At 69.2% G+C, this 12,570-nt stretch carries 7 protein-coding genes and 1 pseudogene; 4 read left to right on the top strand and 4 right to left on the bottom strand.

Going from position 1 to position 12,570, the window contains the following annotated elements:
• Window positions 1-4 precede the first annotated feature (4 nt).
• The 3 genes and pseudogenes from ACFYZ8_RS17180 (at window position 5) to ACFYZ8_RS17170 (ending at window position 2,778) form a co-directional block, all read left to right on the top strand.
• Window positions 5-822 (top strand): annotated as a pseudogene (locus ACFYZ8_RS17180) (SDR family NAD(P)-dependent oxidoreductase).
• A gap of 69 nt (window positions 823-891) precedes the next feature.
• Complete coding sequence (locus ACFYZ8_RS17175) at window positions 892-1,962, top strand: aldo/keto reductase (RefSeq protein WP_359028391.1); 1,071 nt, start codon at window positions 892-894, stop codon at window positions 1,960-1,962.
• Between the two features lie 69 nt (window positions 1,963-2,031).
• The gene (locus tag ACFYZ8_RS17170; RefSeq protein ID WP_388530669.1) at window positions 2,032-2,778 is read left to right on the top strand and encodes an SDR family oxidoreductase; all 747 of its coding nucleotides are present in this window, start codon (window positions 2,032-2,034) and stop codon (window positions 2,776-2,778) included.
• A gap of 285 nt (window positions 2,779-3,063) precedes the next feature.
• Here the strand turns inward: ACFYZ8_RS17170 and ACFYZ8_RS17165 are convergent, their stop codons facing one another.
• From ACFYZ8_RS17165 to ACFYZ8_RS17150, 4 genes are all read right to left on the bottom strand, one after another.
• Window positions 3,064-4,131: a glycerophosphodiester phosphodiesterase family protein gene (locus ACFYZ8_RS17165; RefSeq protein ID WP_388530672.1), complete on the bottom strand. Its 1,068-nt coding sequence runs from the start codon at window positions 4,129-4,131 to the stop codon at window positions 3,064-3,066.
• Between the two features lie 195 nt (window positions 4,132-4,326).
• The gene (locus ACFYZ8_RS17160) at window positions 4,327-6,498 is read right to left on the bottom strand and encodes an MMPL family transporter (RefSeq protein ID WP_388530675.1); all 2,172 of its coding nucleotides are present in this window, start codon (window positions 6,496-6,498) and stop codon (window positions 4,327-4,329) included.
• A gap of 257 nt (window positions 6,499-6,755) precedes the next feature.
• Window positions 6,756-7,646, bottom strand: a complete 891-nt coding sequence (locus ACFYZ8_RS17155; RefSeq protein WP_388530678.1) for an aminoglycoside phosphotransferase family protein — start codon at window positions 7,644-7,646, stop codon at window positions 6,756-6,758.
• Window positions 7,647-7,835: 189 nt separating this feature from the next.
• Entirely contained in the window at window positions 7,836-9,029 is a 1,194-nt protein-coding gene (locus ACFYZ8_RS17150) for an FAD-dependent monooxygenase (protein WP_388530681.1), read from the bottom strand.
• Window positions 9,030-9,315: 286 nt separating this feature from the next.
• Between ACFYZ8_RS17150 and icmF the strand changes: the two genes are divergently transcribed.
• A complete protein-coding gene (gene icmF / locus ACFYZ8_RS17145; RefSeq protein ID WP_388530684.1) occupies window positions 9,316-12,546 on the top strand; it encodes a fused isobutyryl-CoA mutase/GTPase IcmF in 3,231 nt (1,076 codons plus the stop codon).
• Window positions 12,547-12,570 lie beyond the last annotated feature (24 nt).

Genomic DNA, 12,570 nt, shown 5'->3' with positions numbered 1-12,570 from the left:
TCGGATGAGGCTCGGGAACGATTCGGGGACGTCCCCGGTTCAGTGTACGGTGAGACAAACGGGGAGTTCCCCGATTACGGGTGGTCTCACCCATCGCTTCAGCGACGAAAGGTTTGCCATGCCTACAGCGGTCATCACCGGGGGGACGACCGGGATCGGCAGAGCGACGGCCGAACTGCTGCACGCCCGCGGCTACCAGGTCGCGGTCACCGGACAGAATCCCGAATCCGTCTCGCGGGCGCGGTCCGAGCTCCCCGGTGACGTGCTTGTCGTCCGATCCGACGGGCGCGTGCTCTCCGACACCGACGCCCTGATGTCGGCGGTGTCGGCGGTGTCGGCGCGGTTCGGATCGCTGGACCCGCTCTTCCTCAACGCCGGGATCTTCCGTCCGGCACCGGTTGCCGAGGTGACGGAGGAATCGTTCGACGAGCACGCCGACCTCAACTTCTTCTCCTCATGAACGACGGCGGCTCGATCGTGCTGACCGTCGGCATCGGATCCCGTCGCGGCACCCCTGGCGCCACGGTGGGGGCGGCGACACGCGGCGCGCTGCCGGCCATGTTGCCCTCGCTCGCGCTCGAATCGGCCCCGCACAGGATGCGCGTCAACGCCGTGAGCCCCGGGGCCACCGACACCCCGCTGCTCAACAAGCTGGGGGTGCCCGAGAGCGGCCGGGACGCCATGCGCTCGAAGATCCCCTTCGAACGCTTCGGATCCAGCCAGGAGGTCGCGGAAGCAGTCGCCTTCCTCGCCTCGGACGCCGCCGGCTGCATCACCGGCCAGGACATCACCGTGGCCGGCGGCTACGGGCTCGGCGCCTGAAACCCGGGCGGGTCGACCACCAATCCGCACCTCTCGAACGCCACGAACCGCACCTCACAGGAGAACGCGATGGCACTCACTCTCGACACTTATCGGCTGCTGGGCCGTTCCGGACTCCGGGTCTCACCGCTGGCGCTGGGCACGGCGACCTTCGGCACCGAGTGGGGCTGGGGCGCCGAGCGCGACGAGGCGCGCAAGCTCTTCGACCGCTACACCGAGCTCGGCGGCAACTTCTTCGACACCGCCAGCACCTACACCAACGGCAGCTCCGAGCGACTGCTCGGCGAATTCGCCCGCACCAACCGCGACAAGATGGTGCTGGCGACGAAGTACTCGACGCTGCGTCAGCCCGGTGACCCGAATTCCGGGGGTACGCACCGCAAGAGCATGCTGGCGTCGGTGGAAGCCAGTCTGCGGCAGCTGAACACCGACTACATCGATCTGCTCTACGTGAACGTATGGGACTTCAGGACGCCGGTGGAGGAGATCCTGCGCGGCCTGGACGACCTGGTGAAGCAGGGCAAGGTGCTGTACGTGGCGATCTCCAGCGCCCCGGCCTGGCAGGTGTCGCGCATGCAGGCGATCGCCGACCTGCGCGGCTGGTCGCCACTGGTCGCACTGGAGACCGAGTACAGCCTGATCGAGCGCACCGCGGAGCGTGACCTGATCCCGATGGCACGCGAGATGGGACTCGGCGTGGTCCCCTTCTCTCCGTTGGGCGGCGGGGTGCTCACCGGCAAGTACAGCCGGGAGGACCAGAACCAGGCGGGCTCCGTTGTCGGCGAAACCGCCGGCAACCGCAAGAGCCTCAACGTCGCCCTGGGATGGGTCACCGACCGCAACCTCGCCATTGCCGATGTGGTGAAGGAGGTGGCCTCGGAGCTGGGCCGCACACCCGCCCAGGTCGCACTGGCCTGGACTTTGAACGCCCCGGGCGTGACGGCACCCATCATCGGCGCCCGCACCCTCGCGCAGCTGGAGGACAACCTGGGTGCCCTGCAGGTCGACCTCACTCCTTCCCAGCTGGCCCGCCTCGACGAGGTCAGCGCCATCGACCTCGGCAATCCGCACAGCCTGCTCGCCAGCGATCACATCCGCACGGTCACTACAGGCGACATGAAGATCGAAACCCTCGGCTGATTCGCGTCATGAACGGCGACATCCAGACATATCACCACGTTTTTGATGAGGGAACGGAGCAACCTCGGCATGGGTGAGTACAGCGACAAGAATGTGGTGATCACGGGGGGCAGCAGCGGCATGGGGCTCGCGCTGGCGGAGCTGCTGGTGCAAGGCGGAGCCCGCGTGGTGATCACCGGCCGTTCTCAGGCCAAGCTCAACGCGGCACGCGAGCGGCTCGGCGGGAATGCCGTGGCCGTCCAGGCGGATGTGGCCTCACTGTCCGACCTGGATATGCTCGCCGGCCGTGTAAAGAGCGAGCTCGGCTCGATCGAGGCGTTGTTCGTCAACGCCGGCATCTCACCCCTCACGCCCCTCGAGTCGACGACCGAGGACGTGTACGACGAGCTGTTCGCGATCAACGTCAAGGGCGCCTTCTTCACTGTGCAGAAGCTCGCTCCGCTGCTGAGCGCGAACGCCGGCATCGTCCTCACCACCTCGATCGCGAACGTCATCGGCATGGTGGACACCAGCGTCTATGCGGCCGGCAAGGCGGCGCTGCGCTCGATGGCCCGCACCTTCTCCCGCGAGCTGCTTCCGCGGGGAGTCCGTGTCAATGCGATCAGCCCGGGTCCCATCGACTCGGGGATTCTGGAAACGATGAACTTGTCCAAAGAGGCCGCCGACCAGTTCAGGGCGGAGCGGACCGCGAGCAACCCCATGAAGCGCTACGGCACCGTCGAAGAGTTCGCCAAGGCGGCCGCATTCCTCGCCTTCGATGCCACGTACACCACCGGCATCGAGCTGGCCGTGGACGGCGGCGAAACCCAGCTCTGAGCTCGTCTGCCCTCCCGCCACGGGCGTAAGGCCCGCTACCACGGCGGTTTCAGGGGGCTCCGCAACACGTGGTCGTGTCGATCAGGCCGAGAGCAGTTCATGCAGGCGCTCGGCCGGGGTTTCCCAGCCGAGCGTTTTGCGTGGGCGGCCATCGAGTTCGGCGGCGACGGCGTCAAGATGCTCGCACCAGGAGCGTGTCGACGGACCCGTACCGTCGCGGCCTGGCTACGACGGGGCCGTACCGTCGCGACCAGGTCACGACAGGCCCGTACCGTCGCGACCAGGTCAGCGTGGCCGATACGCCCTCGGCAGCGGCAGCCCGCGCTCGGCCATGATCTGCCGTACCCGGTTCGGGTAGTTGGTGATGATGCCGTCCACGCCCATGTCCATGAGCGCCTCCACGGTGGCCGGGTCGTCACAGGTCCACGGGATGACCTTCAGCCCCCGGGCGTGGGCCTCGTTCACCATCGTCCGGTCGGCGTAGAAGCGGAAGTCGGGGTCGCCGACCTTGCCGCTCTGCGGGAAGCCGTAGTTGGGGGAGAGGGCTTTGACGCCGGGGACCGTGGCGGCCGCCCTGACGAAGTCGCCGCCGTAGTCGTCGGCGTCGATTCCGCCGAGCCACGGGGACGCGCCGGGCTTGCCGACCTGGAGGAAGTCGTAGTTGGTGAGCGCGACGAGTGGCCACTTCGGGGCCAGCTCGTGCATCGCCTTCAGCGCGCCCCAGTCGAAGGACTGGATGGTGACCTGCTTCTCGATGCCCGAGCGGTGGATCTCCTCGTAGACCCGGCGCACGAACAGCTCGCGCGGCGCGGTCTGTTCGGGCGCGCCGGCCTCGACCTTGGTCTCGATGTTCAGCTTGACGTGCTTGGCGCGGTAGCTCTTGACCAGGTTCAGGACGTCCTTCAACTCGACCATGCGGAAGCCCTTGACCACCTCCTGCTCGGGGAAGCCCGGCAGTTGCTGGAAACCGCAGTCCATGGTCTTTATCTGAGCGAGCGTCAGATCCTTGATGTACTTGCCGACATACGGGTACATCGGGTCGCCGGCCGTCACCGGCCCCGTGTCGCGGCACTTGACGGGGCTGATCTGCCGGTCGTGGTTGACGACGACCTTCCGGTCCCTGGTGACATGGGTGTCCAGCTCCAGCGTGGACACCCCGAGCCGCATCGCCTTTCCGAAGCCCTCCAGGGACTCCTCGGTCGTCATGCCGATACCGCCGCGGTGGGCCTGGAGGTCGAAGTACGGCTTCCGTCCGTTCTGTTGGTGGCCGTCGTACGCCGTCGCGGGCGGGGCGGCCGACAGTGCGAGCACCGGCGCCAGAGCCAGGCCGGCGAGGACATGTCTTGAGGACATCGACACCTCACTCGTGTGGGTCGGGACGCCCACAGACGCTAGTGAGGGCACGGGCAGGTTCAACCCCTCGGACGTGATCCGGCCGTGAATGTCCGGGGAACGGCGGGGCCGGGCCGGGAGCAGCGAGAGGGGACGGCGTCTGCTGCGCCATGCGGCCCGGCAGACGCCGTCCCCCCTCATCCCGTCCAGGCGGCGTCAGTTGCGGCGGCCGGCCGGATCCTGCACCGGAGTGTTCCGTTCACCGCCGGAGACCGGTGCGGGCGCGGCCGGTGTCTCCTTCGCGCGGTCCGCGTGCCCCGGCCACCAGGCCGCGTGGCCGATCAGGGCCGTGAGGCTGGGGGTGAAGAACATCGCCATGACGAACGCGGCCACGGCGATACCGAAGGAGACCGCGAAGCCCATCTCCGTGAGCAGGGCGTTGCCTGCCAGCATCATCGTGGCGAAGGTCGCCGCCAGGATGAAGCCGGCCGCGGCCACGGTCGGCCCGGCGTGCCGTACGGCCATACCGGCCGCCTCGCGTGGTTCGCGGCCTTCGCGGGCCTCCTCCCTGAGCCGGGCGATCATCAGGATGTTGTAGTCGGTGCCGATGGCGACCACGAAGAGATACATGATCACCGGGAGCATGAACATCAGCCCCGAATGGCCGACCGCGCCCTGGAAGATCCAGACCGTGGCGCCGAGCGTCGCACCGAAGCCCAGGCCCACCGAGGCCATCAGGTACCAGGGGGCGACCACGCTGCGCAGCAGCAGCCCCAGGATGATCATGATCAGTACGGCGGCGACGGGGAAGACCGTCCGGTAGTCGTGGTTGACCGCGGTGTCGATGTCCTTGTAGATCGAGGACATGCCGCCCACCAGGGCCTCGGTGCGGGGCGGGGCGTCGGCGTGCGCGACGTCGCGGACCCGTCCCACCGTCTCGATGGCCTTGTCCGTCGACGCCTCGTACTTGAGGGTGACGGTGAAGTCGATGGTCGTGCCGTCCTTGTTCAGCTGCGACAGACGGGCGTTCGCGACACCGTCCACGGCCCCGAGCTTCTTCACATACGCGTCGAAGACCGTGGTGTCGATCGCCTTGCCGTCGGTGCTGGACAGGTAGACGTCGGTGGGTGCGGCGGCACCCGCCGAGTACGCCTTCTGCATCTCGTCCTGGACGACCATCGACTCCTTGGTCTTGGGCATGGAACCCGAGGCCAGGTCGAACGTGGCGTTGAAGCCGAGCGTGCCGAGCGACAGCAGGACCAGGACGAGGCCGGAGACCGCGGCGGTGAGCCCGGGACGGTTCTGCACACCCCGGCCCAGGGCGGCGAACCGGGCGTTCTCCGGCTCGCGTTGCCAGGACTTGGAGGGCCAGAAGACCTTCGGGCCGATGAGGGAGACGACCGCCGGGATCAGCGTCAGGCCTGCGATCAGGGTCACGGTGACCGCGATCGCGAGGGCCGGGCCCATCTGCTTGAGGAAGCCCAGCGTCGACAGGACCAGCGCGAGGAACGCGATGATGACCGCTCCGGCGGCGGAGGCGATGGCCTCGCCGACCCGGTCGACCGCGTTGATCATGGCCTGCTTCGGTTCGTCGCCGAGGCGCAGGCGTTCGCGGTAGCGGAACATCAGGAACAGGAAGTAGTCGGTGCCCACACCGAAGAGCACCACGATCAGGATCGACGAGATGGAGCTGTTGGCCTGGAGGTCGAACAGCTTGGTGGCGTACGCGATCAGCCCGTTGGCGATCGCCGACACCAGTCCGATCGTGATCAGGGGCAGGAAGGCCAGGATCGGCGCCCGGAAGATGATCAGCAGGGTCACCAGGATGATGACGAAGGTGCCGATGCCGATCAGTGCCTCGCCGCGCTTGGACGAGTCCTGCTGGTCGAGGGCCTGGGCGGCCGAGCCGCCGAGCTTGACGTCGAGGTGCGTGCCCTTGGCGAGTTGCTTGACGTCGTCGCGCAACACCTTGGCCGCGTCGGCCTGTTCGGGCTGGCCGGCCTTCCTGCTGTCCATCTGGACCAGGGTCATGGCGTACCTGCCGTCCGAGGACGGCTGGCCGGGGACGACCTTCTGCACCTGGTCGATCTTCTTCTTGCCGAGCTCGGAGGTGATCCGGGCGACGTCCTTCTGGTCGGCGGCGGTGAGCTTGCCGCCGTCGGTGCGCTGGTACAGCGCGATCGCGGACGGGGTGAAGGCGGCGGGGAACGCCTTCTCCTGGATTTCCGCCGCTTTGATCGACTCGTAACTCTTGGGGAGGAAACTGCTCTCGTCACTGTTCGAGGGCAGGGTCGGAGCGGTGGCCACGATCGCCACCGCGGCGATCAACCACGCAACGATCGTCCAGACGGGATGCCGGACGACAGCGTTGCCAATACTTCGGAACATGCGGAAGGTCCTCCTGGGAAGGAAGATCACCGCAACCCGGGGAGCGGTCCCTGGCATCGGCGACCCCCGGCGGCCCTCCAGGGCGCTCCCCCGTCGGACCGGCCGGAATGGTTGTCTTGAGCTCTTATCCTAGGGATCAAGGGTCAAGATCGCTTGACCATTGGTCAGCACGTCGTGACCGGCTGCGGGAGCAGGTGGGCGTAGCCGACCCGGACGTCGACCACGCCGGCAGCAAAACTGGTTCAGCAGCGCGCGCGTCAAACGCCCTTCAGGACACGATCAAGGGCCGCCCGTCCGACAGGTCCCCAGTGCGGCTTGCCGCCGGGAAGACCCCGATCTCCGTTCTGCCCCATGAGCATCAGGAAGAGGCTCTTCATGGCGGCCAGCCCGCGGGCCCGCCGGATCGACGCCTGGTCGGCCTGTGCGTACGTGTCGAAGAACCGTGAGGCCGTGTCCGCGGGCAGCAGCACCCATGCGGCGGCGAGATCCCACGCCGGATCGCCGGCGAACATGTCGCCGAAGTCGACAATGCCCGAGAGCGTGCCGTCCGAGACGACGACGTTCGCGGGATGGAGGTCACCGTGCACCCACACCCTCGGGCCCTCCCACTCGGCGGCCTCAACGGCTTCGTCCCAGACGGCCCGGACATCGGCGGCAAGGCCGTCGGGGACGACGGCCCGCAAGAAGTTCTCGAAGCCCTCCGTGCAGTTCCTGGGATGGCCACCGCGGTCCGCAGCGGTCGGTGCCTCGGTCGGCGCCTCCACATGGAGCGCCCGGAGGAAACGGGCCAGCGTGTCGGCCGCGTGGTCGCCGCGGGTGATCGAGCCGTGGTCCAGTGGCTCGCCGGGAACCCACGTCATCACGGTCCAGTGCTTGGGGAAACGCTCGGACGGTTCACCGAACCGCACCGGGGCCGGGACCGGCAGCGGCAGGCGCGGGGCCAGCACCGGTAGCCACCGCCGCTCCTTGAGCTGGTGCTCCGGGGTGGGGTCCATGCGCTGCATGCGTACGGCCAACTCGTCGCCGAGGCGCCACATTTGGTTGCCCCAGCCGCCCGCCACCTCTCGGATGGCCAGCCCCGCAAGGTCTGGATGCTGCTCCTGCAGCAGGTCACGGACGAGGTCTGCGGTGATCTCGGTGTCGGTCATCGAAGTCACTGTACTGAGGCGGTAGGGGATGCCGCCCTCGCCCTCCTGGCAGCAACTGTCCACCGGAGTCTCGGTGGACTCGACCATCGTCCGCGCGCATCAGCATCGCCGCCGGCGTTCGCACCGACCCACCCCCGGACAAGATCCGTGTGCCGCGGCCCAGCCCGTGCCCCCGTTCCCCCACCCCGTTCACGCGAGTGCCTTCTCGGGGTCGTACCCGTAGATCCAGCCGTTGCCGACCAGGGGATCGGCGTCGGCGAACGTCGCGTCGCGGGCCCGCTGTTCGGGGCCGTCGGGCAGGTGGTTGACGTCTCGGCGGGCGTGACTGACCTGCTGGAGGCGGGTGGTGCGGGCGAGGCGCGCGGACTCGTAGCGATGCAGGGCCTGTTCGGGGTCGTCGGGCGCGTCCGCCAGGCAGCGGGCCAGCACCGCGGCGTCTTCGACGGCCTGGGCGGCGCCCTGCGCGAAGAACGGGAACATCGGGTGGGCGGCGTCCCCGAGCAGCGTGATCCCGCCCCGGCTCCACCGCCGTAGCGGCTCCCGGTCCAGCAGTGCCCAGCGGCCGGGGGTGCCCCCGGCAGCGATCAGGTCCGTCACCCGGGGGTCCCAGCCGGCGAACTCGGCCCGGAACTCCTCGACGCCGGCCGTCGCGCTCCAGGACTCGTCGGTGTAGTCACCGGCCGGGGCGAAGGCGACGACGTTGACGGCCCGGCCGCCGCCGACCGGGTAGTGCACGAAGTGCCGGCCCGGTCCGAGCCAGATGGTGTGGGCGGGCCGGCGGGCGAACTCCGGCGCGGCCGCGGCGGGCACCAGCGTGCGGAAGGCGCAGACCCCGGAGTACCGCGGCGGCGTCGGCTCGGTGAGCGCGCCGCGCACGACGGAGTGCACCCCGTCGGCGCCGATCACGACATCGGCCTCCTCCGCACTGCCGTCGGCGAAGCCGAGCAGCACACCACCCCGAGCCGTCTCGTCGACCGACGTGCACCGGGCGCCCAGCCGGATCCACTCGTCCGGCACGGCGGATCGGAGGGCGTCGAGCAGATCGGCCCGGTGGACGACGTAGGTCCGCTCGCCGTAGAGCCGCTCGCAGACGCCGGTGAGCCGCTCCACCGAGAGCACCGACCCGTCCGCCCAGCGCCGTAGCTCCCAACCCCAGTCCAGCGCCACGGCCCGGCGCAGGAACCGTTCCAGCACGCCCAGGCGACGCAGCAGCCGTACGGCATTGGGGGCCGCGACCAGACCGGCGCCGACCTCGGCGAACACGGACGCCTGCTCGTGGACGCCGGCCGTCAGCCCCGCGCGCCGCAGGAATCCGGCCACGGCCAGACCGCCGATGCCGCCGCCGACGACCGCGATCCGCGGGCCGTGCGCGATATGGGGCATACGTCCAGCCTATTCGGCACCCGGGACCCTGCACCCGGCATTCGACGTCCGGCCCTCGGCATCCGGCATCCGGCATCCGGCCCGCGGCACCCGGCATCCGGCGCGCCCGAGCGGAGGCGGGTGTCGTCGGTCGTGGGAAGGGCGTCCGGGCAGTTCGGAGGGGTGGAGGGCCACCCGGTCGGAGCATCTTCTGTGGTTCTCGTCACCCCGGTGCTCGCAAATTTACTAGGACGTCCTACTATTTTCTCAGCCCGCGTTTTTCGACGTGTCCTGGGAAGGCTCCGCCATGAGCGATCTGCATCGCCCCGTCCACCCCGTCCGCCTGGTCACCGCATCGGCGCTGTTCGACGGGCACGACGCCTCGATCAACATCATGCGGCGGATCTTCCAGTCACAGGGCGCCGAGGTCATCCACCTCGGCCACAACCGGTCCGTGCGGGAGGTCGTGGACGCGGCGCTGGAGGAGGACGCGCACGGCGTGGCGGTCTCGTCCTATCAGGGCGGACACGTGGAGTACTTCGAGTACCTGGTGGCCTCGCTCCGCAAGCAGGGAGCCGAGCACATCAGGGTGGTGGGCGGCGGGGGCGGTGTCATCGTGCCCGAGGAGATCACCCGGCTCCGTGAGAGCGGGGTGACGATCTTCTCGCCCGAGGACGGCCAGCGGATGGGCCTCGCGGGGATGGTCAACACGGTCGTCAAGGACTGCGACTTCGACCTCTGGGACGGCAAGCCGGCCGACCTCACCGCGGTCCTGGCCGGCGACCGGTTCGCGATCGCCCGCGCCCTCACCGGCGCCGAACTCGGCAAGCTGCCGGCGGAGTTCCTCCAGGAGCTGCGTGCCACGGCGGCGGCGCGGCACGTGCCGGTGCTCGGCATCACCGGCACCGGCGGCTCGGGCAAGTCGTCGCTGACCGACGAACTGGTGCGCCGGTTCCGGGTCGACCAGCGGGACGCCCTGCGGATCGCCGTGATCGCGGTCGACCCGACCCGTCGGCGCGGTGGCGGCGCGCTGCTCGGCGACCGGATCCGGATGAACTCCCTCGACGGCGAGCGGGTGTTCTTCCGCAGCCTCGCCACCCGCGGCAGCCGCGAGCTGCCCGAGCACCTCTCCGACGTGATCGACGTCGTGAAGGCGGCCGGGTTCGACCTGGTGATCGTGGAGACGCCGGGCATCGGCCAGGGCGACGCGGCGATCGTGCCGTTCGTCGACGCCTCGCTGTATGTGATGACTCCGGAGTTCGGTGCCGCGTCGCAGCTGGAGAAGATCGACATGCTCGACTTCGCCGACGTCGTCGCCATCAACAAGTTCGAGCGGCGCGGCGCCAAGGACGCCCTGCGGGACGTGGGCCGCCAACTGGTGCGCAACCGCGAGGCGTTCGGGCAGCGGCCCGAGGACATGCCGGTGTACGGCACCTCCGCGGCCACCTTCAACGACGACGGTGTCACCGCGCTCCACCAGCACCTCACCGCCCTCCTCGCCGAGAAGGGGCTGCCGCTGTCCGAGGGCGCCCTGCCGCGGGTCGGCGTACGGCACTCCTCCGGCATCCGGCAGGTGGTTCCTCCCGAGCGGGTGCGGTACCTCGCCGAGATCACCGACACCGTCCGCGGCTACCACGCCGACACCGAGCGGCTGGCCGAGGGGGCGCGGCGGGTGCAGCGGCTGGAGCTGGTCGGCGCCGAGCTCGCGGACGCCGGTTCCGACGCCGCGAACGTGCACGCGCTGCTCGACGAGGCCCGCACCCGCCTCCCGCACGACATCGTGCGGCAGATCGAGAACTGGCCCTCCGTGATCGCCTCCTACTCCGGTGACGAGCAGGTCGTGAAGGTCCGGGACCGGGAGATCCGCACCAAGCTGACCCGCGAGTCCCTGTCCGGCAACAAGATCCCCCGGGTCGCCCTGCCCCGCTTCACCGACCACGGCGAACTGGTCCGGTTCTGGCGGAACGAGAACCTGCCCGGCCACTTCCCCTTCACCGCCGGGGTGTTCCCCTTCAAGCGCGACGGCGAGGACCCGGCCCGGATGTTCGCCGGCGAGGGCGACCCGTTCCGCACCAACCGCCGCTTCAAGCTCCTCTCCGAGGGCCAGCCGGCCACCCGCCTGTCCACCGCGTTCGACTCGGTGACGCTGTACGGCCGCGACCCCGACGAGCGCCCCGACATCTACGGCAAGGTCGGCACCTCCGGCGTCTCGGTGGCCACCCTGGAGGACATGAAGGCGCTCTACGACGGCTTCGACCTGGTGGCGCCCACGACCTCCGTCTCCATGACGATCAACGGACCCGCGCCGGCCGTCCTCGCCTTCTTCCTCAACACCGCGATCGACCAGCAGACCGAGCGCTTCCGCGCCGAGGAAGGCCGCGACCCGTCGCCCGAGGAGGCGGCCGACCTGCGCGCCAAGGCGCTGGCGAACGTGCGCGGCACCGTGCAGGCCGACATCCTCAAGGAGGACCAGGGCCAGAACACCTGCCTGTTCTCCACCGAGTTCAGCCTGCGGATGATGGCCGACATCCAGGAGTGGTTCATCGCGCACCAGGTCCGCAACTTCTACTCGGTGTCCATCTCCGGCTACCACATCGCCGAAGCCGGCGCGAACCCCATCAGCCAGCTCGCCTTCACCCTCGCCAACGGCTTCACCTACGTCGAGGCGTACCTCGCCCGGGGCATGCGCGTCGACGACTTCGCCCCGAACCTGTCGTTCTTCTTCTCCAACGGCATGGACCCCGAGTACTCGGTCCTCGGCAGGGTCGCCCGCCGCATCTGGGCCGTCGCCATGAAGGAGAAGTACGGCGCCGGGGAGCGCAGCCAGAAGCTGAAGTACCACGTCCAGACCTCCGGACGCTCCCTGCACGCCCAGGAGATGGACTTCAACGACATCCGCACCACGCTCCAGGCGCTCATCGCCATCTACGACAACTGCAACAGCCTGCACACCAACGCCTACGACGAGGCCGTGACCACCCCCACCGAGGAGTCCGTACGCCGGGCCCTGGCCATCCAGCTGATCATCAACCGGGAGTGGGGCCTCGCGATGAACGAGAACCCGCTCCAGGGGTCGTTCATCATCGACGAACTCACCGACCTGGTCGAGGAAGCCGTCCTCCAGGAGTTCGAGCGGATCAGCGAACGCGGCGGTGTGCTCGGCGCGATGGAGACCGGCTACCAGCGCGGCCGCATCCAGGACGAGTCCATGCTCTACGAGCAGCGCAAGCACGACGGCTCCCTGCCCCTGATCGGCGTCAACACCTTCCGCAACCCCCACGCAGACACCGCCGAGCCCGGCGTCGTCGAACTCGCCCGCGCCACCGAGGAGGAGAAGCAGTCCCAGCTGGAACGCGTACGGGACTTCCACGCCCGCCACCAGGACGAGGCCCGGCTCGCACTGGACGCCCTCAAGGACGCGGCGGTGCGCGGCGAGAACGTGTTCGCGGTGCTCATGGAGGCCACCCGGGTCTGCTCCCTCCAGCAGATCACCGAGGCCTTCTTCGAGGTCGGCGGCCAGTACCGCCGCAACGTCTGACCGTCCTCGGGATGACAGTCGTCA

Origin of the sequence: Streptomyces sp. NPDC001668, from assembly GCF_042893155.1 — a bacterium.
GTDB lineage: Bacteria > Actinomycetota > Actinomycetes > Streptomycetales > Streptomycetaceae > Streptomyces.
The sequence above is the reverse complement of the archived record's forward strand: the minus strand, read 5'-3'. Positions and strand labels throughout refer to the sequence as shown.